Raw genomic sequence first — 23,289 nt, 5'->3', positions numbered from 1 at the left:
ATGTGAGAGTAGGTCATCGTCAAGATTAAATTCCGAAACCCCAACTGCGCATGCAGTTGGGGTTTTGTTTTTGCGCGCGAAAAATGGGTTTGATTTTTTGCTGTCTCGATCGACTTGCTCGTCAGGTTGGGGTTTCTATGCAATAGCGCTGGGCATGGCTATCATGCCTGCCTCATGGTGAGGCGGAAACTGCATGTCGACGTTGTTAGAGCTTCTGAAAGATGGGCGATTTCACTCGGGTCAGGCGCTCGGTCAGGCGCTGGGTGTTAGCCGTAGTGCTATATGGAAGCAGTTACAGCTTCTTGAGGCGGAGTTGGGGCTTGTCATTCATAAGGTGCGAGGCCGCGGTTACCAGTTGGCCACTCCAATCACATTGCTGAGCAGTGCTGAGATAGGCCGCTCCTCTATTTCCAGTGGCTCCTGGGATATCCGAATTCTCGACTCTATCGACTCCACGAATGCACAGGCGCTGCGATCCATTGAAGAAGGGAGTGTGGCTCCTTTTCTTGTGCTAGCTGAGCGTCAGACGGTGGGGCGAGGCCGTCGTGGTCGTAAGTGGGTAAGTCCTTTTGCCGAAAATATCTATTACAGCCTCGTCTTGCGTATGGACGGAGGTCTCCGGCAATTGGAAGGGCTTAGCCTGGTCGTTGGGCTGGCGGTCATGCATACCCTTCGTGAGTATGGAATTCCTGGTGCCGGTTTGAAGTGGCCAAATGATGTTTTGGTTGGTCAGAAGAAGGTCGCGGGGATACTTTTGGAGTTGGTGGGTGATCCTGCGGATGTGTGTCATGTGGTCCTGGGCATTGGGATCAATGTGAATATGCAAAGCGCTGAAGAGATCGATCAGGAGTGGACTTCGGTGAGGTTGGAGTCTGGCAAGGTTATTGATCGCAATCAGCTTGTTGCTCGATTGAATGAGGTTCTTGTGTCTTATCTGGAGCGTCATCGGCTGAATGGCTTCTCCGCGATCCAGGGCGAGTGGGAGCAAGGTCACCTCTGGCAGGGGCGTGCTGTGTCTCTGATCGCGGGCGTAAATAAGATCGATGGTGTTGTGTTGGGTATTGATCGCCAAGGAGCTTTGCGGTTGAGCGTTGAGGGGGAGGAGAAAACCTATAGCGGCGGGGAGCTCAGTCTAAGGTTGCGTGATGGCTCATGAGTTCGGCCATCAATGTGCGCTTGCGCGATCTACGGTTAGGAGGTAGGGGCTGATTCCTTGTGTGGGGTGGGACTTTGAGTGTTGCATCGGTTCCGCAAGATCAGCTTGTACGTGATCCATCTTTTCGAGTTGTTTAAGCCTTGTCCTCTGTCTTGAGGTTTTTATGCGCTGGTTGTTTCTGTTGTTATTGGTCCTCAATTGCTTTTATTACATCTGGCATCAGCAGGAAGCGCCGCTTCGTGCGAAAGAGGTCATGCCTCTCTCGCTCTATCGAGGTACTCAGCAAGATATCCGTTTGTTGAGTGAGTCTTCTGATTCGGTCGAGCGGCGGGATAAGGGTAAGTCAGGGGAGGTTGATGCAAGCTGTCTTTATCTGGGGGGCTTTGCTCGTCGTGATACGGCTCAGATGTTGGAGCAGCGGCTGGTAGGGCTGGGGGCTGATGTCAGGCTGCAGTCCTTGAGTGTTCCTGGTTCTTCTGGTTTTTGGCTTCGTGTGACTCCCGAGAGCAAGCATTTGCTGGATGATCTGCAACTGCAGAACCTTGCTAAAGAATTCAATGAGTTAAAACATAAAATAATGCCTTGCGAGGGGGTTGCAACTGTCGAATAGGTTGCATAGAATGGCGCCCGCTCCGCAGCGAAGACTTCACGAAGTCAGCGTCGCGAAGCGAGGTCAACGCAGCTAACCTCAAGATTTTATTGAGAAAATGCTTGACAGAAGGGTGGCATGATATAGAATGTCGCCTCGCTTAGGAGGGGTTCCCGAGCGGCCAAAGGGATCAGACTGTAAATCTGACGTCTACGACTTCGAAGGTTCGAATCCTTCCCCCTCCACCAGATTTAGCGAGAGCTGCAGGCTCCGCGGGTATAGTTTAGTGGTAGAACCTCAGCCTTCCAAGCTGATGATGCGGGTTCGATTCCCGCTACCCGCTCCAAGTTTGCAGGTTTTGCAAAGTGTTACGCTCTTGTAGCTCAGTTGGTAGAGCACACCCTTGGTAAGGGTGAGGTCAGCGGTTCAAATCCGCTCAAGAGCTCCATATAACAAGGCAGATATGAAAATATCTGCCTTTGTTTTAATGGCTTGGGTGACTTGCTCAATTCTTCTCCTAGGGGTGATTTCGATGGCTAAGGAAAAGTTCGAACGTAATAAGCCGCACGTTAACGTGGGTACTATCGGTCACGTTGACCACGGTAAAACCACTTTGACCGCTGCTCTGACTCGCGTTTGCTCCGAAGTTTTCGGTTCGGCTCGTGTTGACTTCGACAAGATCGACAGCGCCCCAGAAGAAAAGGCTCGTGGTATCACCATCAACACTGCGCACGTAGAGTACGACTCGAACATTCGTCACTACGCGCACGTTGACTGCCCAGGTCACGCCGACTACGTCAAAAACATGATCACTGGTGCTGCTCAGATGGACGGCGCGATCCTGGTTTGCTCGGCTGCCGATGGTCCGATGCCACAAACTCGTGAGCACATCCTGCTGTCCCGTCAGGTAGGCGTTCCGTACATCGTTGTCTTCCTGAACAAGGCTGACATGGTTGACGACGCTGAGCTGCTGGAACTGGTTGAGATGGAAGTGCGCGATCTGCTGAGCACTTACGACTTCCCAGGTGACGACACTCCGATCATCATCGGTTCGGCTCTGATGGCTCTGAACGGCCAAGACGACAACGAAATGGGTACCACCGCTGTTAAGCGTCTGGTAGAAACTCTGGATACCTACATCCCAGAGCCAGAGCGTGCAATCGACAAGCCGTTCCTGATGCCAATCGAAGACGTATTCTCGATCTCCGGCCGTGGCACCGTGGTAACTGGCCGTGTTGAGCGTGGTATCGTTCGCATCCAGGAAGAAGTTGAGATCGTTGGTCTGCGCGACACTCAGAAAACTACCTGCACCGGCGTTGAAATGTTCCGCAAGCTGCTCGACGAAGGTCGTGCTGGCGAGAACTGCGGCGTTCTGCTGCGTGGTACCAAGCGTGACGACGTTGAGCGTGGCCAGGTTCTGGTTAAGCCAGGCACCGTTAAGCCGCACACCAAGTTCACCGCTGAAGTTTACGTTCTGAGCAAGGAAGAAGGCGGCCGTCATACTCCGTTCTTCAAAGGCTACCGTCCACAGTTCTACTTCCGTACTACTGACGTGACTGGTAACTGCGAGCTGCCAGAAGGCGTTGAAATGGTAATGCCAGGTGACAACATCCAGATGACTGTCACTCTGATCAAAACCATCGCGATGGAAGATGGTCTGCGTTTCGCTATCCGTGAAGGCGGTCGTACCGTCGGCGCTGGCGTCGTAGCCAAGGTCATCGAATAAGTTCTTGATATATCTCCATCGGGCCGACATAATGGTCGGCCTGATTTTGTTTTTAGGTCAGTAGCTCAATTGGCAGAGCGACGGTCTCCAAAACCGTAGGTTGGGGGTTCGATTCCCTCCTGACCTGCCAGATTCACTCAATGTGTCTGGCTTTCTTTTCACAGGATCTTCATAGATGACTCCTAAGGCTGAAGCTCAAGGCTCTCGCTTCGATCTGCTCAAGTGGCTGGTTGTTGTTGCCTTGGTGATTGTTGGTGTTGTTGGCAATCAGTACTACTCTGCTTCGCCGATCCTGTACCGTGTCTTGGCGCTACTTGTCATTGCCGCAGTTGCTGCCTTCGTTGGCTTGCAGACTGCCAAGGGTAAGTCGTTCTTTGTCCTGGTTAAGGAAGCGCGCACTGAGATTCGTAAAGTCGTATGGCCAACTCGCCAAGAGACCACGCAGACCACGTTGATTGTTGTGGCTGTGGTTCTGGTCATGGCGTTGCTGTTGTGGGGGCTAGATTCCCTGCTCGGTTGGCTTGTTTCCTTGATTGTTGGCTAAGGGTGTCCCGTGGCTAAGCGTTGGTACGTTGTGCATGCTTACTCGGGTTACGAGAAGCATGTAATGCGTTCGTTGATCGAGCGTGTGAAGCTGGCTGGCATGGAAGATGGCTTCGGCGAGATTCTGGTCCCCACTGAAGAAGTGGTTGAGATGCGCAATGGCCAGAAGCGCAAAAGCGAGCGTAAATTCTTTCCAGGCTATGTGCTGGTGCAGATGGACATGAATGAGGGTACTTGGCACTTGGTCAAGGACACTCCTCGTGTCATGGGCTTTATTGGTGGTACTGCCGATAAGCCGGCTCCTATCACTGACAAAGAAGCGGAAGCGATTCTGCGTCGCGTTGCTGATGGCAGCGACAAGCCCAAGCCTAAGACCCTGTTTGAGCCGGGTGAGGTGGTTCGTGTTACTGACGGCCCATTCGCTGACTTTAACGGTACGGTCGAAGAAGTTAACTACGAAAAGAGCCGCATTCAGGTGGCAGTGCTCATTTTCGGTCGCTCTACTCCGGTAGAGCTAGAGTTCAGTCAGGTCGAGAAGGCATAACTGAACGAGAATCCCATACCCCGCAGCCTTAGGCTGTGGGGTTTTGTCGTCACTGGGATAAACGCGCAAGTAACCGGGGAGCCTATCTAGGCGTCTGAACCCGTAATTGGAGTGCCTCATGGCTAAGAAGATTACTGCTTACATCAAGCTGCAAGTTAAGGCCGCTCAGGCCAACCCAAGTCCACCCGTTGGTCCAGCTCTGGGTCAGCACGGCGTGAACATCATGGAGTTCTGCAAGGCTTTCAACGCCCGTACTCAGGGTCTTGAGCCAGGCCTGCCGACTCCTGTGATCATCACTGTTTACAGTGACCGCAGCTTCACTTTCGAAACTAAGAGCACCCCTGCTTCGGTTCTGCTGAAGAAAGCTGCTGGCCTGACCAGCGGTTCCGCTCGTCCAAACACCGTTAAGGTTGGCACTGTTACCCGTGCTCAGCTGGAAGAAATCGCGAAAACCAAAAACGCGGATCTGACTGCAGCTGATATGGATGCAGCCGTGCGTACTATCGCCGGTTCTGCTCGTAGCATGGGCCTTAACGTGGAGGGTGTGTAATGGCTAAGCTGACCAAGCGCCAAAAGGCTATCGCCGGCAAGATTGAAGCAGGCAAGGCCTACAACTTCGTAGAAGCCGCCGCTCTCCTGACCGAGCTGTCGACCGTTAAGTTCAGCGAGTCCGTAGACGTTGCTGTGAACCTGGGCGTAGACCCACGTAAATCTGACCAGGTTGTTCGTAGCGCTACTGTGCTGCCACACGGCACTGGCAAGACTGTACGTGTAGCTGTGTTCACCCAGGGCCCAGCAGCTGAAGCTGCTCTGGCTGCCGGTGCAGACCGCGTAGGTATGGACGATCTGGCTGCCGAAATGAAAGGCGGCGACCTGAACTATGACGTGGTTATTGCTTCCCCGGATGCAATGCGCGTTGTGGGTCAGCTGGGTCAGGTTCTGGGTCCTCGCGGCCTGATGCCTAACCCGAAAGTCGGTACCGTTACTCCAGACGTAGCTTCGGCAGTTAAGAACGCCAAGGCTGGTCAGGTTCGCTATCGCACCGACAAAAACGGCATCATCCACACTTCCGTTGGCAAGGTCGGCTTCGACGCCGTCAAGCTGAAGGAAAACGTTGAAGCTCTGATCGCTGACCTGAAGCGTATCAAGCCAGCTTCTTCGAAAGGCATCTACGTCAAGCGCGTTACCCTGAGCACCACTATGGGCCCAGGTCTGGTCATCGACCAGGGTTCGCTGGACGTATAAGACACAAGCGCGTGCAAGTAATTGCGCGCGCTGAAAAATTGGGGTCCCTGCCTGGCGGGGGCTATCCAAGACCGTAGGCGACGCAAGTCTTAAACCTCAAGCCTACGCAGATGGTGCTCCCGGTTCCTTACCGAATCAGACACCAAAACGACATCCAGCTCCGGTTGGATGAAACGGTAACAAGCAGGAGTTAAACCCGTGGCAATTAAACTCGAAGACAAGAAGGCCATCGTCGCTGAAGTCAACGAGGCTGCCAAAGCCGCTCTGTCCGCTGTCGTGGCTGATGCCCGTGGTGTGACAGTAGGCGCTATGACCGGACTCCGTAAAGAGGCCCGCGAAGCTGGTGTTTATGTACGTGTCGTACGTAACACCCTGCTCAAGCGCGCTGTTGAAGGCACTCAATATGACGTGCTCAACGACGCGTTCGTCGGCCCTACCCTGATTGCATTCTCCAAGGAACATCCGGGCGCTGCCGCTCGTATTTTCAAAGAGTTCGCAAAGGGTCAGGAAAAGTTCGAGATCAAGGCAGCTGCGTTCGAGGGCAAGTACCTCGCAGCAAACGAGATCGACGTGTTGGCTTCGCTGCCAACTCGCGACGAAGCTATTGCGAAGCTGATGAGCGTGATTCAAGGCGCTACCAGCAAGCTGGCTCGTACTCTGGCGGCTATTCGCGACCAGAAAGAAGCTGCTGCTGCCTAAGGCACTGCAAGCCCTTTCAAAATCATATGTTTAATTTGATGGCTGCGTAGGCTGTCACCCCAATACAGGAATTTATAGTCATGTCTCTGACTAACGAGCAAATCATCGAAGCAATCGGCCAGAAAACCGTTCTGGAAGTTGTTGAGCTGATCAAAGCAATGGAAGAAACCTTCGGCGTTACCGCTGCTGTTGCCGCTGCTGGCCCAGCTGCTGCTGCCGCTGTTGTTGAAGAGCAAACTGAATTCAACGTCATGCTGACCGAAGCTGGCGAGAAGAAAGTTAACGTGATCAAGGCTGTACGTGAACTGACCGGTCTGGGCCTGAAAGAAGCCAAGGCTGTAGTTGACGGCGCTCCTGCCATGGTTCTGGAAGCTGTTGCTAAAGAAGCAGCTGACAAAGCCAAAGCAGCTCTGGAAGAAGCAGGCGCTAAAGTCGAGCTCAAGTAAGCATCGACTTTGTGTCTCCAGCCCAAGCGTTAAGCGAACGGCTGATGGCTGGTGGCTTTTGCCACCGGCCTTTTTCCGTTATTGGCGACCGACTGGGTCGGTGCCAGTAACGTGCTGTAGCCCACCCTGTGCGGTGGCGCAAACCAAAGGGTTTGCACGATTTTCTGGCTGCTCCCGTCGGGAGGAGCCGAATAAGCAGGTGACCAAGCTGGGGAACGCTGATGGCTTACTCATATACTGAGAAAAAACGTATCCGCAAGGACTTTAGCAAGTTGCCGGACGTCATGGATGTGCCGTACCTCCTGGCCATCCAGCTGGATTCGTATCGTGAATTCTTGCAAGCGGGAGCGACTAAAGATCAGTTCCGCGACGTGGGCCTGCATGCGGCCTTCAAATCCGTTTTCCCGATCATCAGCTACTCCGGCAATGCTGCGTTGGAGTATGTCGGTTATCGCCTGGGCGAACCGGCGTTTGATGTTAAAGAATGCGTGTTGCGTGGTGTAACTTACGCCGTACCTTTGCGGGTAAAAGTCCGTCTGATCATTTTCGACAAAGAATCGTCGAACAAAGCGATCAAGGACATCAAAGAGCAAGAAGTCTACATGGGTGAAATTCCCCTGATGACTGAGAACGGTACCTTCGTAATCAACGGTACCGAGCGTGTAATCGTTTCCCAGCTGCACCGTTCCCCTGGCGTATTCTTCGACCACGACCGTGGCAAGACGCACAGCTCCGGTAAGCTGCTGTATTCCGCGCGGATCATTCCTTACCGCGGTTCGTGGCTGGACTTCGAGTTCGACCCGAAAGACTGCGTGTTCGTCCGTATCGACCGTCGTCGCAAGCTGCCGGCATCGGTTCTGCTGCGCGCGCTGGGCTATACCACTGAAGAAGTGCTGGACGCTTTCTACACCACCAACGTATTCCACGTGAAAGGCGAGAGCCTGAGCCTGGAGCTGGTGCCTCAGCGCCTGCGTGGTGAGATTGCCGTTCTGGACATCCAGGATGACAAGGGCAAGGTTATTGTCGAGCAGGGTCGTCGTATCACCGCTCGTCACATCAACCAGCTGGAAAAAGCCGGTATCAAAGAGCTGGATGTACCTCTGGACTACGTCCTGGGTCGTACCACCGCCAAGGCTATCGTGCACCCGGCTACCGGTGAAATCCTGGCAGAGTGCAACACCGAGCTGAACACCGAGATCCTGGCGAAAATCGCCAAGGCTCAGGTCGTTCGCATCGAGACTCTGTACACCAACGACATCGACTGCGGTCCGTTCGTCTCTGACACTCTGAAGATCGACTCCACCAGCAACCAATTGGAAGCCCTGGTCGAGATCTATCGCATGATGCGTCCTGGCGAGCCACCGACCAAAGATGCTGCCGAGACTCTGTTCAACAACCTGTTCTTCAGCCCTGAGCGGTATGATCTGTCCGCCGTTGGCCGGATGAAGTTCAACCGTCGTATCGGTCGTACCGAGATCGAAGGTTCCGGCGTTCTGTGCAAAGAAGACATCGTTGCCGTACTGAAGACTCTGGTCGACATCCGTAACGGTAAAGGCATCGTCGACGACATCGACCACCTGGGTAACCGTCGTGTTCGCTGTGTTGGCGAAATGGCCGAGAACCAGTTCCGCGTTGGCCTGGTGCGTGTAGAGCGTGCGGTCAAAGAGCGCCTGTCGATGGCTGAAAGCGAAGGCCTGATGCCGCAAGACCTGATCAATGCCAAGCCAGTGGCTGCGGCAGTGAAAGAGTTCTTCGGTTCCAGCCAGCTGTCCCAGTTCATGGACCAGAACAACCCGCTGTCCGAGATCACCCACAAGCGTCGTGTTTCTGCACTTGGCCCAGGTGGTCTGACCCGTGAGCGTGCAGGCTTCGAAGTCCGTGACGTACACCCGACCCACTACGGTCGTGTATGCCCGATTGAAACGCCGGAAGGTCCGAACATCGGTCTGATCAACTCCCTGGCAGCCTATGCGCGCACCAACCAGTACGGCTTCCTCGAGAGCCCGTACCGTGTGGTGAAAGACGCTCTGGTAACCGACGAGATCGTGTTCCTGTCCGCTATCGAAGAGGCCGATCACGTGATCGCCCAGGCTTCGGCGACGATGAACGACAAAGGTCAGTTGATCGATGAGCTGGTAGCTGTTCGTCACTTGAACGAATTCACCGTCAAGGCGCCGGAAGACGTCACCTTGATGGACGTTTCGCCGAAGCAGGTAGTTTCGGTTGCAGCGTCGCTGATTCCGTTTCTCGAGCACGACGACGCCAACCGTGCATTGATGGGTTCCAACATGCAGCGTCAGGCTGTACCGACCCTGCGTGCTGACAAGCCGCTGGTAGGTACCGGCATGGAGCGCAACGTTGCCCGTGACTCCGGCGTTTGCGTCGTGGCTCGTCGTGGCGGTGTGATCGACTCGGTCGATGCCAGCCGTATCGTGGTTCGTGTTGCTGATGACGAAGTTGAAACCGGTGAAGCCGGTGTCGACATCTACAACCTGACCAAGTACACCCGCTCCAACCAGAACACCTGCATCAACCAGCGTCCGCTGGTGAGCAAGGGTGATCGGGTTCAGCGCAGCGACATCATGGCCGATGGTCCGTCCACCGACATGGGTGAGCTGGCGCTGGGTCAGAACATGCGTATCGCGTTCATGGCGTGGAACGGCTTCAACTTCGAAGACTCCATCTGCCTGTCCGAGCGTGTGGTTCAGGAAGACCGTTTCACCACGATCCACATCCAGGAACTGACCTGTGTGGCTCGTGACACCAAGCTTGGCCCAGAGGAAATCACTGCAGACATCCCGAACGTGGGTGAGGCTGCACTGAACAAGCTGGACGAAGCCGGTATCGTTTATGTAGGTGCTGAAGTTGGCGCGGGCGACATCCTGGTGGGCAAGGTCACTCCGAAAGGTGAGACCCAGCTGACTCCGGAAGAGAAACTGCTGCGTGCGATCTTCGGTGAAAAAGCCAGCGACGTTAAAGACACCTCCCTGCGTGTGCCTACTGGTACCAAGGGCACCGTCATTGACGTACAGGTCTTCACTCGTGACGGCGTTGAGCGTGATGCTCGTGCACTGTCGATCGAGAAGAGCCAGCTGGACGAGATCCGCAAGGACCTGAACGAAGAGTTCCGCATTGTTGAAGGTGCGACCTTCGAACGTCTGCGCTCCGCTCTGGTCGGCCATAAAGCCGAAGGCGGCGCCGGCCTGAAGAAAGGCCAGGAAATCACCGACGAAGTTCTCGACGGTCTTGAGCACGGCCAGTGGTTCAAACTGCGCATGGCTGAAGATGCTCTGAACGAGCAGCTCGAGAAGGCCCAGGCCTACATCGTTGATCGTCGCCGTCTGCTGGACGACAAGTTCGAAGACAAGAAGCGCAAGCTGCAGCAGGGCGATGACCTGGCTCCAGGCGTGCTGAAAATCGTCAAGGTCTACCTGGCAATCCGTCGTCGCATCCAGCCGGGCGACAAGATGGCCGGTCGTCACGGTAACAAGGGTGTGGTCTCCGTGATCATGCCGGTTGAAGACATGCCGCACGATGCCAATGGCACTCCGGTCGACGTAGTCCTCAACCCGCTGGGCGTACCTTCGCGTATGAACGTTGGTCAGATCCTCGAAACTCACCTGGGTCTCGCGGCCAAGGGTCTGGGCGAGAAGATCAATCGCATGGTCGAAGAGCAGCGCAAGGTCGCAGAACTGCGTACCTTCCTGGACGAGATCTACAACCAGATTGGCGGTCGTAACGAAGACCTGGACAGCTTCTCCGATCAGGAGATCCTGGATCTGGCGAACAACCTGCGCGGCGGTGTTCCGATGGCCACTCCGGTGTTCGACGGTGCCAAGGAAAGCGAAATCAAGGCCATGCTGAAACTGGCAGACCTGCCAGAAAGCGGCCAGATGCAACTGACCGACGGCCGTACCGGCAACAAGTTCGAGCGTCCAGTTACCGTTGGCTACATGTACATGCTGAAACTGAACCACTTGGTAGACGACAAGATGCACGCTCGTTCTACCGGTTCGTACAGCCTGGTTACCCAGCAGCCGCTGGGTGGTAAGGCGCAGTTCGGTGGTCAGCGTTTCGGGGAGATGGAGGTCTGGGCACTGGAAGCATACGGTGCTGCATACACTCTGCAAGAAATGCTCACAGTGAAGTCGGACGATGTGAACGGTCGTACCAAGATGTACAAAAACATCGTGGACGGCGATCACCGTATGGAGCCGGGCATGCCCGAGTCCTTCAACGTGTTGATCAAAGAAATTCGTTCCCTCGGCATCGATATCGATCTGGAAACCGAATAACACGTGACGCGAATCGAGAGCGGGGCAGGATTGCCCGCTCTCTGCTCCGCCAGGAGGAAAGGCCTTGAAAGACCTACTGAATTTGCTGAAAAACCAGGGTCAAGTCGAAGAGTTCGACGCCATCCGTATCGGATTGGCCTCGCCTGAGATGATCCGTTCGTGGTCGTTCGGTGAAGTTAAAAAGCCGGAAACCATCAACTACCGTACGTTCAAGCCTGAGCGTGACGGCCTGTTCTGCGCCAAGATCTTTGGCCCGGTAAAGGATTACGAGTGCCTGTGCGGTAAGTACAAGCGCTTGAAGCATCGCGGCGTGATCTGCGAGAAGTGCGGCGTTGAAGTTGCACTGGCCAAGGTTCGTCGTGAGCGCATGGCGCACATCGAACTGGCTTCGCCGGTTGCCCACATCTGGTTCCTGAAATCACTGCCGTCCCGTATCGGCTTGCTGATGGACATGACTCTGCGTGATATCGAGCGCGTTCTCTACTTCGAGAGCTATGTCGTTATCGATCCAGGCATGACCACACTTGAAAAAGGTCAGCTGCTGAACGATGAGCAGTACTTCGAAGCGCTGGAAGAGTTCGGCGATGACTTCGACGCCCGCATGGGTGCCGAGGCTGTCCGCGAGCTGCTGCACGCTATCGACCTGGAGCACGAGATTGGCCGTCTGCGTGAAGAGATTCCGCAAACCAACTCGGAAACCAAGATCAAGAAGCTGTCCAAGCGTCTGAAGTTGATGGAAGCCTTCCAGGGTTCCGGCAACCTGCCAGAGTGGATGGTGCTGACCGTTCTGCCGGTTCTGCCGCCAGATCTGCGTCCACTGGTCCCGCTGGATGGCGGTCGTTTCGCGACTTCCGACCTCAACGATCTGTATCGTCGAGTGATCAACCGTAACAACCGTTTGAAGCGCCTGCTGGATCTGTCCGCTCCGGACATCATCGTGCGCAACGAAAAGCGTATGTTGCAGGAAGCTGTCGATGCACTGCTCGACAACGGTCGTCGTGGCCGCGCTATCACCGGTTCCAACAAGCGTCCTCTGAAATCCCTGGCTGACATGATCAAGGGTAAGCAAGGTCGTTTCCGTCAGAACTTGCTCGGTAAGCGTGTTGACTACTCCGGTCGTTCGGTAATTACCGTAGGTCCGACCCTGCGTCTGCACCAGTGCGGTCTGCCGAAGAAGATGGCTCTCGAGCTGTTCAAACCGTTCATCTTCGGCAAGTTGGAAATGCGTGGCCTGGCCACCACCATCAAAGCCGCCAAGAAGATGGTCGAGCGCGAACTGCCAGAGGTTTGGGACGTTCTCGCTGAAGTGATCCGTGAACACCCGGTTCTCCTCAACCGTGCACCGACCCTTCACCGTCTGGGTATCCAGGCGTTTGAACCGGTACTGATCGAAGGTAAGGCTATCCAGCTGCACCCTCTGGTCTGTGCTGCGTACAACGCCGACTTCGACGGCGACCAAATGGCCGTGCACGTACCGCTGACACTGGAAGCCCAGTTGGAAGCGCGTGCGTTGATGATGTCGACCAACAACATTCTGTCGCCAGCCAACGGTGAGCCAATCATCGTTCCGTCGCAGGACGTTGTATTGGGTCTGTACTACATGACCCGTGAAGCGATCAACGCCAAGGGCGAAGGTCGTGTGTTCGCGGACCTGCAGGAAGTCGACCGCGTATTCCGTGCCGGCGAAGCTGCTCTGCACGCCAAGATCAAGGTTCGCATCAGCGAAACCGTCAATGATCGTGATGGCGGCAGCGTGAGCGCCACCCGTATCGTCGACACCACTGTCGGCCGTGCTCTGCTGTTCCAGGTTGTGCCGAAGGGCCTGTCGTTCGACGTCGTCAACCTGCCGATGAAGAAGAAGGCGATCTCCAAGCTGATCAACCAGTGCTACCGCGTGGTTGGTCTGAAAGAGACCGTGATCTTCGCTGACCAGTTGATGTACACCGGTTTCGCTTACTCGACCATTTCCGGCGTTTCCATCGGTGTTAACGACTTCGTTATCCCGGATGAAAAAGCTCGAATCATCGGTGCTGCCACCGACGAAGTGAAAGAAATCGAGAGCCAGTACGCCTCCGGCCTGGTAACCCAGGGCGAGAAGTACAACAAAGTGATCGACCTTTGGTCGAAGGCCAACGACGAAGTATCCAAGGCGATGATGGCCAACCTCTCGAAAGAGAAGGTCATCGACCGCAATGGCGACGAAGTCGAGCAAGAATCGTTCAACTCGATGTACATGATGGCTGACTCGGGTGCGCGGGGTTCCGCAGCACAGATCCGTCAGCTGGCCGGTATGCGTGGTCTGATGGCCAAGCCGGACGGCTCCATCATCGAAACGCCGATTACTGCGAACTTCCGTGAAGGTCTGAGCGTACTCCAGTACTTCATCTCGACTCACGGTGCTCGTAAAGGTCTGGCGGATACCGCGTTGAAAACTGCGAACTCCGGTTACCTGACTCGTCGTCTGGTGGACGTTGCGCAGGATCTGGTTGTAACCGAGATCGATTGCGGCACCGAACACGGCCTGCTGATGACTCCGCACATTGAAGGCGGCGACGTTGTAGAGCCACTGGGTGAGCGCGTATTGGGTCGTGTTATCGCCCGTGACGTATTCAAGCCGGGTACCGAGGACGTCATCGTTCCTGCCGGCACCCTGGTAGACGAAAAGTGGGTTGAATTCATCGAGCTCAACAGCATCGACGAAGTGATCGTGCGTTCGCCGATCAGTTGCGAAACCCGCTATGGCATCTGCGCCAAGTGCTACGGCCGTGACCTGGCTCGTGGTCACCAGGTGAACATTGGTGAGGCGGTCGGCGTTATCGCTGCCCAATCCATCGGTGAGCCGGGTACCCAGCTGACCATGCGTACGTTCCACATTGGTGGTGCGGCAAGCCGTACTTCCGCAGCCGACAGCGTTCAGGTGAAGAATGGCGGTACCGTCCGTCTGCACAACCTGAAGCACGTTGAGCGTGTGGATGGTCACCTGGTTGCTGTGTCCCGTTCCGGTGAGCTGGCAATCGCTGATGACTTCGGTCGTGAGCGCGAGCGTTACAAGCTGCCGTACGGTGCTGTGATTTCGGTTAAAGAAGGTGACAAGGTCGACGCTGGCGCTATCGTGGCCAAGTGGGATCCGCACACTCACCCGATCGTTACCGAAATGAAAGGTACCGTGACCTACGTGGGCATGGAAGAAGGCATCACGATCAAGCGTCAGACTGACGAATTGACCGGTATGACCAACATTGAAGTGCTTGACGTCAAAGACCGTCCAGCTGCCGGCAAGGACATCCGTCCTGCTGTGAAGATGGTGGGTATGGATGGCAAGGATCTGCTGCTGCCAGGTACCGACGTACCGGCACAGTACTTCCTGCCGGCTAACGCCCTGGTCGGTGTTGCCGACGGTGCGCAGATTGCGATCGGTGATGTTATCGCTCGTATTCCGCAAGAAACTTCGAAGACCCGTGACATCACCGGTGGTCTGCCGCGTGTTGCCGACCTGTTCGAAGCTCGTCGTCCGAAGGAAGCGTCGATTCTGGCTGAAGTCAGCGGCACCATCGCATTCGGTAAAGAGACCAAGGGCAAGCGCCGTCTGGTCATTACCCCGAACGACGGTAGCGATCCGTATGAAGAGCTGATTCCGAAGTGGCGTCACCTGAACGTCTTCGAAGGCGAACAAGTGAACCGCGGCGAAGTTATCTCCGACGGTCCGAGCGATCCACACGATATCCTGCGTCTGCTGGGTGTCAGTGCACTGGCCAAGTACATCGTCAACGAGATCCAGGACGTTTACCGTCTGCAAGGCGTGAAGATCAACGACAAGCACATCGAGACCATCCTGCGTCAGATGCTGCGTAAGGTTGAAATCGCCGAGTCCGGCGACTCCAGCTTCATCAAGGGCGACCAGATGGAACTGACTCACGTACTGGTAGAAAACGAGCGTCTGAGCACCGAAGACAAGTTCGTCGCCAAGTTCACCCGCGTACTGCTGGGTATCACCAAGGCGTCCTTGTCCACCGAATCGTTCATCTCGGCGGCCTCTTTCCAAGAGACCACCCGTGTACTGACCGAAGCGGCGGTAACTGGCAAGCGCGACTACCTGCGTGGCCTGAAAGAAAACGTGGTCGTGGGTCGTCTGATCCCGGCCGGTACTGGCCTGGCGTACCACAGCGAGCGTAAGCGTCGTCGTGATGCAGACAAGCCGCTGCGCGTAAGCGCAAGCGAAGTCGAAGCAGCACTGACTGAAGCGCTGAACTCCAGCGGTAATTGAGGTCTGCAGTAGATTGAGACGGGGCCCCGGCTTTTTCGATTGAGAATCAAGACACTTCTTGTCGAGGTTCGCTGATCGGGGAGGCCGGGGCCTTGCCTTGACTGGGGGCAAGATCCTCTTTAGACTCTTGTACCCCTAAATTTGGTGGAGCTCCTGCTCTGCCATTTTGTTTATGTCGAAAGACAACAGTGGAGCTAGTAGATGGCAACTATCAACCAGCTGGTACGTCAGCCGCGTAAGCGTATCGTCGAGAAATCCGACGTGCCTGCGCTGCAGAACTGCCCGCAACGTCGTGGCGTGTGCACTCGCGTGTATACCACTACGCCGAAAAAACCTAACTCGGCACTGCGTAAAGTGTGCCGTGTGCGTCTGACCAACGGTTTCGAGGTTTCCTCGTACATCGGCGGTGAAGGCCACAACCTGCAAGAGCACAGCGTCGTACTGATTCGCGGCGGCCGTGTAAAAGACTTGCCAGGTGTTCGTTACCACACCGTTCGCGGCTCCCTGGATACCTCCGGCGTTAAAGGTCGTAACCAAGGTCGTTCGAAGTACGGTACCAAGCGTCCGAAGTAATCGGTCGTTTTGCAGTTTTTAATTATATTGAGTCGATAAGAGTAAGGTCGGGCACGCGTCCATTGGATCAACTGTCCCGAGCTAACCTGAAGACCGTTTGAGGGCTTATCAATGCCAAGACGTCGCGTAGCAGCCAAACGTGAGATTCTGGACGATCCGAAATACGGAAGCCAGATCCTCGCCAAGTTCATGAACCACGTAATGGAAAGCGGCAAGAAAGCCGTTGCCGAGCGTATCGTTTATGGCGCGCTGGAAAAAGTTAAAGAGCGCAAGAACAGCGATCCCCTGGAAATCTTCGAGAAAGCTCTCGACGCCATCGCTCCGCTGGTCGAAGTGAAGTCGCGCCGTGTAGGCGGTGCTACTTACCAGGTTCCGGTCGAAGTTCGTCCGTCCCGTCGTAACGCTCTGGCAATGCGCTGGTTGGTAGACTTCGCCCGCAAGCGCGGCGAGAAGTCTATGGCTCTGCGTTTGGCTGGCGAACTGCTGGACGCTGCCGAAGGCAAAGGTGCTGCAGTTAAGAAGCGTGAAGACGTTCACCGTATGGCTGAAGCCAACAAGGCTTTCTCGCACTACCGCTTCTAATATCGGCATCATTCATTTTGCGAGGGCTTTATGGCTCGTACTACAGCAATCAACCGCTACCGTAACATCGGTATCTGTGCTCACGTTGACGCGGGCAAGACTACCACTACCGAGCGGATCCTGTTCTACACAGGTCTCAGCCACAAGATGGGTGAGGTGCATGACGGCGCTGCGACCACCGACTGGATGGTGCAGGAGCAGGAGCGCGGTATTACCATTACCTCCGCTGCTGTAACTACCTTCTGGAAAGGTTCGCGCGGCCAATACGATAACTATCGTGTAAACGTTATCGATACCCCTGGCCACGTTGACTTCACCATTGAAGTAGAGCGCTCCCTGCGTGTACTCGACGGCGCGGTCGTTGTGTTCTGCGGTACTTCCGGTGTTGAGCCTCAGTCTGAAACCGTATGGCGTCAAGCCAACAAGTACGGTGTTCCACGTGTTGTTTACGTGAACAAGATGGACCGTGCCGGTGCCAACTTCCTGCGCGTTGTTGGTCAGATCAAGAACCGCCTGGGTCATACCCCGGTTCCGGTCCAGCTGGCTATCGGTGCTGAAGATAACTTCGAAGGTCAGGTTGATCTGATCAAGATGAAGGCTATCTACTGGAACGACGACGACAAGGGTACTACCTATCGCGAGGAAGAAATTCCTGCCGATATGCTGGACCTGGCTAACGAGTGGCGCTCCAACATGGTTGAAGCTGCTGCTGAAGCCAACGAAGAGCTGATGAACAAGTACCTTGAAGAAGGTGACCTGACTGTCGAAGAGATCAAGGCCGGTCTGCGTGCGCGCACCCTGGCTAGCGAGATCGTTCCGGCCGTCTGCGGTTCGTCGTTCAAGAACAAGGGCGTTCCCCTGGTTCTCGATGCCGTTATCGACTTCCTGCCTGCTCCTACCGAGATCCCGGCGATCAAGGGTATCCATCCGGATCTCATCGAGAAGCCGAAGGATGAGCTGGTAGAGGCTGACTACGACGAGCGTCATGCTGACGATGCTGAACCGTTCTCGGCTCTGGCATTCAAGATTGCTACCGACCCGTTCGTTGGTACTCTGACTTTCGTGCGCGTTTACTCGGGCTTCCTGAGCTCGGGCGACTCCGTGATCAACTCGGTCAAGGGCAAGAAAGAGCGCGTTGGTCGTATGGTGCAGATGCACGCCAACCAGCGTGAAGAGATCAAAGAAGTACGTGCAGGCGACATCGCTGCTCTGATCGGCATGAAGGACGTCACCACTGGTGACACTCTGTGCGATCTCGACAAGCAGATCATTCTTGAGCGTATGGACTTCCCTGAGCCTGTAATTTCGGTAGCGGTAGAGCCGAAAACCAAGCAGGACCAGGAAAAGATGGGTATTGCACTGGGCAAGCTGGCTCAGGAAGACCCGTCGTTCCGCGTCAAGACCGACGAAGAGACTGGCCAGACCATCATCTCCGGTATGGGTGAGCTGCACCTGGACATCCTCGTTGACCGTATGAAGCGCGAGTTCAACGTCGAAGCCAACATCGGCAAGCCGCAGGTTTCGTACCGCGAGAAGATCAGCAAGAGCAACGTCGAGATCGAAGGCAAGTTCGTTCGTCAGTCCGGCGGTCGCGGTCAGTTCGGTCACTGCTGGATCCGTTTCTCGGAGCCAGACGTCGATGCGAACGGCAACATCACCGAAGGTCTGGTCTTCACCAACGAAGTTGTTGGTGGTGTGGTTCCTAAGGAATACATCCCGGCTATCCAGAAGGGTATCGAAGAGCAGATGAAGAACGGCGTCGTTGCCGGTTATCCGCTGATCGGCCTGAAGGCTACCGTGTTTGATGGTTCCTACCACGACGTCGACTCCAACGAGATGGCGTTCAAGGTGGCAGCCTCCATGGCGACCAAGCAGCTGGCCCAGAAGGGTGGCGGCGTTGTGCTCGAGCCGATCATGAAGGTTGAAGTTGTAACCCCAGAGGACTACATGGGTGACGTGATGGGTGACCTGAACCGTCGTCGTGGTCTGATTCAGGGTATGGATGACTCGGTGTCCGGCAAGGTTATCCGTGCTGAAGTGCCACTGGGTGAAATGTTCGGTTATGCAACTGACGTTCGTTCCATGTCTCAGGGTCGCGCGAGCTACTCCATGGAATTCTCCAAATACGCCGAAGCTCCGTCGAACATCGTCGAAGCTCTCGTTAAAAAACAAGGCTGATTCAGTCTCCCCTTTAGGCTAGGAGTTAATTGTCGTGGCTAAAGAAAAATTTGAACGTAACAAACCGCACGTCAACGTTGGCACTATCGGTCACGTTGACCACGGTAAAACCACTCTGACCGCTGCTCTGACTCGCGTTTGCTCCGAAGTTTTCGGTTCGGCTCGTGTTGACTTCGACAAGATCGACAGCGCCCCAGAAGAAAAGGCTCGTGGTATCACCATCAACACTGCGCACGTAGAGTACGACTCGAACATTCGTCACTACGCGCACGTTGACTGCCCAGGTCACGCCGACTACGTCAAAAACATGATCACTGGTGCTGCCCAGATGGACGGCGCGATCCTGGTTTGCTCGGCTGCCGATGGTCCGATGCCGCAAACTCGTGAGCACATCCTGCTGTCCCGTCAGGTAGGCGTTCCGTACATCGTTGTCTTCCTGAACAAGGCTGACATGGTTGACGACGCTGAGCTGCTGGAACTGGTTGAGATGGAAGTGCGCGATCTGCTGAGCACTTACGACTTCCCAGGTGACGACACTCCGATCATCATCGGTTCGGCTCTGATGGCTCTGAACGGCCAAGACGACAACGAAATGGGTACCACCGCTGTTAAGCGTCTGGTAGAAACTCTGGATACCTACATCCCAGAGCCAGAGCGTGCAATCGACAAGCCGTTCCTGATGCCAATCGAAGACGTATTCTCGATCTCCGGCCGTGGCACCGTGGTAACTGGCCGTGTTGAGCGTGGTATCGTTCGCATTCAGGAAGAAGTTGAGATCGTTGGTCTGCGCGACACTCAGAAAACTACCTGCACCGGCGTTGAAATGTTCCGCAAGCTGCTCGACGAAGGTCGTGCTGGCGAGAACTGCGGCGTTCTGCTGCGTGGTACCAAGCGTGACGACGTTGAGCGTGGCCAGGTTCTGGTTAAGCCAGGCACCGTTAAGCCGCACACCAAGTTCACCGCTGAAGTTTACGTTCTGAGCAAGGAAGAAGGCGGCCGTCATACTCCGTTCTTCAAAGGCTACCGTCCACAGTTCTACTTCCGTACTACTGACGTGACTGGTAACTGCGAGCTGCCAGAAGGCGTTGAAATGGTAATGCCAGGTGACAACATCCAGATGACTGTCACTCTGATCAAAACCATCGCGATGGAAGATGGTCTGCGTTTCGCTATCCGTGAAGGCGGTCGTACCGTCGGCGCTGGCGTCGTAGCCAAAGTCATCGAGTAATCGACGACTCATGAAGAGGCCCCCGCTTGCGGGGGCTTTTTTATTGGGTTGACACTCTGTGGGGCCGTCTATAGAATTGCGCCTCCTTTTAACGGGCGTATTGCGCCCGGTGGGAATAGCAGCCTGGAGTCTGAAATCCAATGCAAAATCAGCAAATCCGTATCAGGTTGAAGGCTTTCGACCATCGCCTGATCGACCAATCCACCCAGGAAATCGTGGAAACCGCGAAACGTACTGGTGCTCAAGTGCGTGGTCCAATTCCACTGCCTACCCGTAAAGAGCGGTTCACCGTTCTGGTCTCCCCGCACGTCAACAAAGACGCGCGTGACCAGTACGAGATCCGTACTCATAAGCGCGTACTGGACATCGTCCAGCCAACGGATAAAACCGTTGATGCTCTTATGAAGCTTGATCTTGCGGCAGGTGTGGAAGTGCAGATCAGCCTCGGCTAAGACTCGGTCTTAGTCGTGTAACGCTCTGAAATGGGCGGCCATAGCGGGTGAAAGCCCCGTACACTCATGAGGTTTACAACATGACTATTGGTGTAGTCGGTCGTAAATGCGGTATGACCCGTATTTTCACCGAAGAAGGTGTCTCCATTCCGGTCACGGTCATTGAGATCGAGCCGAATCGCGTCACCCAGTTCAAAACTGAAGAAACCGATGGCTATCGTGCAGTGCAGGTCACTGTAGGTGAGCGTCGTGCTTCGCGCGTGACTGCTGCTCAAGCAGGTCACTTCGCTAAAGCGAACGTTGCTGCCGGTCGTGGCGTTTGGGAATTCCGTCTTGAAGAAGGCGAGTACCAAGCTGGCGATCTGATCAATGCAGAAATCTTCGCTGCTGGCCAACTGGTAGACGTTACCGGTCAGTCGAAAGGTAAAGGCTTCGCCGGTACCATCAAGCGTTGGAATTTCCGCGGTCAAGATAACACCCACGGTAACTCCGTTTCCCACCGCGTCCCGGGCTCTATTGGCCAGTGCCAGACTCCTGGTCGTGTATTCAAGGGCAAAAAAATGTCCGGTCATATGGGCGCTGAGCGCGTGACCGTGCAGTCCCTGGAAGTAGTGCGCGTCGACGCTGAACGCAATCTCTTGTTGGTCAAGGGTGCTGTTCCTGGCGCTACTGGCGGCAACCTGGTTGTACGTCCGGCGGCCAAGGCTCGCGGTTAAGGGGAAGCTGACATGCAATTAAATGTAAATGACGCTCAAGCGATCGAAGTTTCCGAACTGACATTTGGCGGCGAATTCAACGAGACGCTGGTTCACCAAGCAGTCGTGGCCTACATGGCCGGCGGCCGTCAAGGTAGCAAGCAGCAAAAGACCCGTTCCGACGTTTCCGGTGGCGGCAAGCGCCCATGGCGTCAGAAAGGTACTGGCCGTGCTCGTGCCGGTACTATCCGTAGCCCAATCTGGCGTGGCGGCGGTACCACTTTCGCAGCTCGTCCTCAGGATCACTCCCAGAAGCTGAACAAGAAGATGTATCGCGCAGCAATGCGTTCCATCCTTGCTGAGCTGGTGCGTACTGATCGTCTGGTCGTGGTTCAGGATTTCGCTGTTGAAACTCCGAAAACCAAAGATCTGCTGGGCAAGCTGAACAACATGAGCCTGACCGACGTTCTGATCGTGTCGGACGCTGTTGATCAGAACCTGTACCTGGCTGCTCGTAACCTGCCACACGTTGATGTTCGTGACGTGCAAGGTTCCGATCCAGTTAGTCTGATCGCATACGACAAAGTGTTGATCACTGTGTCGGCCGTGAAGAAATTCGAGGAGCTGCTGGGATGAACCAGGAACGCGTATTTAAAGTTCTGCTTGGCCCGCACGTTTCCGAGAAGGCTACGGTTCTGGCAGACAAGAAAGGCCAGTTCGTTTTCAAGGTTGCTACTGACGCAACCAAGCTGGAAATCAAGAAGGCCGTCGAAAGCCTGTTCAGCGTGAAAGTGGAACGCGTTACTACCCTGAACGTTCTGGGTAAGAGCAAGCGTACCGCTCGCGGTCTGGGCAAGCGTAATGACTGGAAGAAGGCAGTTATCTCCCTTCAGCCAGGCCAAGATCTCGATTTCAGCAGCAGTGCTGAGTAAGGAAGGGGTGCATCATGGCAATCGTTAAATGCAAACCGACTTCCCCTGGCCGCCGTTTTGTGGTCAAGGTGGTCAACCAGGAGCTGCATAAAGGCGCTCCTCACGCACCGCTGCTCGAGAAGAAATCGAAGTCTGGTGGTCGTAACAACAATGGCCGCATTACCACTCGTCACGTTGGTGGTGGTCATAAGCAGCATTACCGTCTGGTCGACTTCCGTCGCAACGACAAAGATGGCATCGCTGCCACTGTCGAGCGTATCGAATACGATCCAAACCGTACTGCTCACATCGCTCTGCTGCTGTACGCAGATGGCGAGCGTCGCTACATCATCGCCCCTAAAGGCGTGAGCGCTGGCGACCAGCTGATCGCAGGTGCTCTGGCACCGATCAAGCCGGGCAACGCTCTGCAACTGCGCAACATTCCAGTTGGTAGCACCGTACACGGCATCGAACTGAAGCCAGGTAAAGGCGCGCAAATCGCTCGTTCGGCTGGCGCTTCGGCTCAGCTGGTCGCTCGTGAAGGTGTCTACGTGACCCTGCGTCTGCGTTCTGGTGAGATGCGTAAAGTGCTGGCTGAATGCCGCGCGACCCTGGGCGAAGTCTCGAACTCCGAGCACAGTCTGCGTTCGCTGGGTAAAGCTGGTGCCAAACGCTGGCGTGGCGTTCGCCCAACCGTTCGTGGTGTTGCCATGAACCCGGTTGACCACCCACATGGTGGTGGTGAAGGTCGTACCTCTGGTGGTCGTCATCCGGTATCGCCATGGGGCTTCCCGACTAAGGGCGCGAAGACTCGTGGTAATAAGCGTACCGACAAAATGATCGTCCGTCGTCGCAAGTAAATAGAGGGATACGACAGTGCCACGTTCTCTGAAAAAAGGTCCTTTTATTGATCTTCACCTACTGAAGAAGATCGAAGTGGCGGCGGAAAAGAACGATCGCAAACCAGTTAAGACCTGGTCGCGCCGTTCCATGATCCTGCCACAAATGGTCGGTCTGACCATTGCTGTGCATAACGGTCGTCAGCATGTTCCAGTTCTCGTGAACGAAGACATGGTCGGCCACAAACTGGGCGAGTTCGCCGGTACCCGTACATATCGCGGGCACGTGGCTGACAAGAAAGCCAAGCGTTAAGGGGTAAGGAA

The 23,289-nt window shown here is 55.2% G+C and carries 21 protein-coding genes and 4 tRNA genes; all 25 read left to right on the top strand.

The window, feature by feature from the left end; all coding sequences use genetic code 11:
* Positions 1-193 precede the first annotated feature (193 nt).
* Positions 194-1,156 (top strand): bifunctional biotin--[acetyl-CoA-carboxylase] ligase/biotin operon repressor BirA, encoded by a 963-nt coding sequence (gene birA / locus AC1RL5_RS24395; protein WP_053160208.1) that lies wholly within the window; start codon positions 194-196, stop codon positions 1,154-1,156.
* A gap of 163 nt (positions 1,157-1,319) precedes the next feature.
* The gene (locus tag AC1RL5_RS24390) at positions 1,320-1,766 is read left to right on the top strand and encodes a hypothetical protein (protein ID WP_072453205.1); all 447 of its coding nucleotides are present in this window, start codon (positions 1,320-1,322) and stop codon (positions 1,764-1,766) included.
* Positions 1,767-1,908: 142 nt separating this feature from the next.
* Positions 1,909-1,993 (top strand) — tRNA-Tyr (locus tag AC1RL5_RS24385).
* 24 nt (positions 1,994-2,017) lie between these two features.
* A tRNA-Gly gene (locus tag AC1RL5_RS24380) sits at positions 2,018-2,091 on the top strand.
* A gap of 26 nt (positions 2,092-2,117) precedes the next feature.
* Positions 2,118-2,193: transfer RNA gene (locus tag AC1RL5_RS24375), tRNA-Thr, on the top strand.
* An 84-nt stretch (positions 2,194-2,277) separates the two neighbouring features.
* Positions 2,278-3,471, top strand: coding sequence for an elongation factor Tu (tuf, locus tag AC1RL5_RS24370; protein ID WP_011063776.1), 1,194 nt, complete (start codon positions 2,278-2,280; stop codon positions 3,469-3,471).
* A gap of 54 nt (positions 3,472-3,525) precedes the next feature.
* Positions 3,526-3,601, top strand: a tRNA-Trp gene (locus tag AC1RL5_RS24365).
* A gap of 45 nt (positions 3,602-3,646) precedes the next feature.
* Positions 3,647-4,015: a preprotein translocase subunit SecE gene (secE, locus tag AC1RL5_RS24360; protein WP_011063783.1), complete on the top strand. Its 369-nt coding sequence runs from the start codon at positions 3,647-3,649 to the stop codon at positions 4,013-4,015.
* Positions 4,016-4,024: 9 nt separating this feature from the next.
* Positions 4,025-4,558, top strand: a complete 534-nt coding sequence (nusG, locus tag AC1RL5_RS24355; protein ID WP_002555501.1) for a transcription termination/antitermination protein NusG — start codon at positions 4,025-4,027, stop codon at positions 4,556-4,558.
* Positions 4,559-4,676: 118 nt separating this feature from the next.
* Positions 4,677-5,108 (top strand): 50S ribosomal protein L11, encoded by a 432-nt coding sequence (gene rplK, locus AC1RL5_RS24350; RefSeq protein WP_003176435.1) that lies wholly within the window; start codon positions 4,677-4,679, stop codon positions 5,106-5,108.
* Entirely contained in the window at positions 5,108-5,803 is a 696-nt protein-coding gene (rplA, locus tag AC1RL5_RS24345; RefSeq protein WP_011063782.1) for a 50S ribosomal protein L1, read from the top strand. The genes rplK and rplA overlap by 1 nt, the downstream gene beginning before the upstream one ends.
* A gap of 198 nt (positions 5,804-6,001) precedes the next feature.
* Positions 6,002-6,502, top strand: a complete 501-nt coding sequence (gene rplJ, locus AC1RL5_RS24340) for a 50S ribosomal protein L10 (RefSeq protein WP_011063781.1) — start codon at positions 6,002-6,004, stop codon at positions 6,500-6,502.
* Positions 6,503-6,582: 80 nt separating this feature from the next.
* On the top strand, positions 6,583-6,948 hold the full coding sequence (gene rplL, locus AC1RL5_RS24335; RefSeq protein ID WP_011063780.1) for a 50S ribosomal protein L7/L12: 366 nt from the start codon (positions 6,583-6,585) through the stop codon (positions 6,946-6,948).
* Positions 6,949-7,169: 221 nt separating this feature from the next.
* Entirely contained in the window at positions 7,170-11,243 is a 4,074-nt protein-coding gene (rpoB, locus tag AC1RL5_RS24330; RefSeq protein WP_072453185.1) for a DNA-directed RNA polymerase subunit beta, read from the top strand.
* Between the two features lie 64 nt (positions 11,244-11,307).
* Positions 11,308-15,507: a DNA-directed RNA polymerase subunit beta' gene (rpoC, locus tag AC1RL5_RS24325; RefSeq protein ID WP_011063778.1), complete on the top strand. Its 4,200-nt coding sequence runs from the start codon at positions 11,308-11,310 to the stop codon at positions 15,505-15,507.
* 201 nt (positions 15,508-15,708) lie between these two features.
* Positions 15,709-16,080 (top strand): 30S ribosomal protein S12, encoded by a 372-nt coding sequence (gene rpsL / locus AC1RL5_RS24320; RefSeq protein WP_003186084.1) that lies wholly within the window; start codon positions 15,709-15,711, stop codon positions 16,078-16,080.
* Positions 16,081-16,191: 111 nt separating this feature from the next.
* Entirely contained in the window at positions 16,192-16,662 is a 471-nt protein-coding gene (rpsG, locus tag AC1RL5_RS24315; protein WP_007925959.1) for a 30S ribosomal protein S7, read from the top strand.
* A gap of 30 nt (positions 16,663-16,692) precedes the next feature.
* Positions 16,693-18,840, top strand: a complete 2,148-nt coding sequence (gene fusA, locus AC1RL5_RS24310) for an elongation factor G (RefSeq protein WP_011063777.1) — start codon at positions 16,693-16,695, stop codon at positions 18,838-18,840.
* 34 nt (positions 18,841-18,874) lie between these two features.
* Entirely contained in the window at positions 18,875-20,068 is a 1,194-nt protein-coding gene (tuf, locus tag AC1RL5_RS24305) for an elongation factor Tu (RefSeq protein ID WP_011063776.1), read from the top strand.
* A gap of 140 nt (positions 20,069-20,208) precedes the next feature.
* Positions 20,209-20,520 (top strand): 30S ribosomal protein S10, encoded by a 312-nt coding sequence (rpsJ, locus tag AC1RL5_RS24300; RefSeq protein ID WP_003186070.1) that lies wholly within the window; start codon positions 20,209-20,211, stop codon positions 20,518-20,520.
* An 80-nt stretch (positions 20,521-20,600) separates the two neighbouring features.
* The gene (gene rplC / locus AC1RL5_RS24295; RefSeq protein WP_007924205.1) at positions 20,601-21,236 is read left to right on the top strand and encodes a 50S ribosomal protein L3; all 636 of its coding nucleotides are present in this window, start codon (positions 20,601-20,603) and stop codon (positions 21,234-21,236) included.
* Between the two features lie 12 nt (positions 21,237-21,248).
* The gene (gene rplD, locus AC1RL5_RS24290; RefSeq protein ID WP_007924200.1) at positions 21,249-21,851 is read left to right on the top strand and encodes a 50S ribosomal protein L4; all 603 of its coding nucleotides are present in this window, start codon (positions 21,249-21,251) and stop codon (positions 21,849-21,851) included.
* Entirely contained in the window at positions 21,848-22,147 is a 300-nt protein-coding gene (gene rplW / locus AC1RL5_RS24285; protein WP_002555488.1) for a 50S ribosomal protein L23, read from the top strand. The genes rplD and rplW overlap by 4 nt, the downstream gene beginning before the upstream one ends.
* Positions 22,148-22,161: 14 nt before the next feature.
* A complete protein-coding gene (gene rplB, locus AC1RL5_RS24280; protein WP_011063775.1) occupies positions 22,162-22,986 on the top strand; it encodes a 50S ribosomal protein L2 in 825 nt (274 codons plus the stop codon).
* Positions 22,987-23,002: 16 nt separating this feature from the next.
* Positions 23,003-23,278, top strand: a complete 276-nt coding sequence (rpsS, locus tag AC1RL5_RS24275) for a 30S ribosomal protein S19 (RefSeq protein WP_002555486.1) — start codon at positions 23,003-23,005, stop codon at positions 23,276-23,278.
* Positions 23,279-23,289: the final 11 nt, after the last annotated feature.

Source organism: Pseudomonas sp. GW822-FHT06D10, assembly GCF_058799535.1.
Note: the sequence above shows the minus strand (reverse complement) of the source record. Positions and strands in the feature narration are given on the sequence as shown.

Coding starts and splice junctions, on each gene's coding strand:
- secE (WP_011063783.1), top strand. CDS start 3,647: ATGACTCCTAAGGCTGAAGCTCAAGGCTCTCGCTTCGATCTGCTCAAG.
- rplD (WP_007924200.1), top strand. CDS start 21,249: ATGCAATTAAATGTAAATGACGCTCAAGCGATCGAAGTTTCCGAACTG.
- rplL (WP_011063780.1), top strand. CDS start 6,583: ATGTCTCTGACTAACGAGCAAATCATCGAAGCAATCGGCCAGAAAACC.
- rpoB (WP_072453185.1), top strand. CDS start 7,170: ATGGCTTACTCATATACTGAGAAAAAACGTATCCGCAAGGACTTTAGC.
- birA (WP_053160208.1), top strand. CDS start 194: ATGTCGACGTTGTTAGAGCTTCTGAAAGATGGGCGATTTCACTCGGGT.
- rplB (WP_011063775.1), top strand. CDS start 22,162: ATGGCAATCGTTAAATGCAAACCGACTTCCCCTGGCCGCCGTTTTGTG.
- fusA (WP_011063777.1), top strand. CDS start 16,693: ATGGCTCGTACTACAGCAATCAACCGCTACCGTAACATCGGTATCTGT.
- rpsG (WP_007925959.1), top strand. CDS start 16,192: ATGCCAAGACGTCGCGTAGCAGCCAAACGTGAGATTCTGGACGATCCG.
- tuf (WP_011063776.1), top strand. CDS start 2,278: ATGGCTAAGGAAAAGTTCGAACGTAATAAGCCGCACGTTAACGTGGGT.
- rplA (WP_011063782.1), top strand. CDS start 5,108: ATGGCTAAGCTGACCAAGCGCCAAAAGGCTATCGCCGGCAAGATTGAA.
- rplW (WP_002555488.1), top strand. CDS start 21,848: ATGAACCAGGAACGCGTATTTAAAGTTCTGCTTGGCCCGCACGTTTCC.
- rpsJ (WP_003186070.1), top strand. CDS start 20,209: ATGCAAAATCAGCAAATCCGTATCAGGTTGAAGGCTTTCGACCATCGC.
- rplC (WP_007924205.1), top strand. CDS start 20,601: ATGACTATTGGTGTAGTCGGTCGTAAATGCGGTATGACCCGTATTTTC.
- AC1RL5_RS24390 (WP_072453205.1), top strand. CDS start 1,320: ATGCGCTGGTTGTTTCTGTTGTTATTGGTCCTCAATTGCTTTTATTAC.
- rplK (WP_003176435.1), top strand. CDS start 4,677: ATGGCTAAGAAGATTACTGCTTACATCAAGCTGCAAGTTAAGGCCGCT.
- rpsL (WP_003186084.1), top strand. CDS start 15,709: ATGGCAACTATCAACCAGCTGGTACGTCAGCCGCGTAAGCGTATCGTC.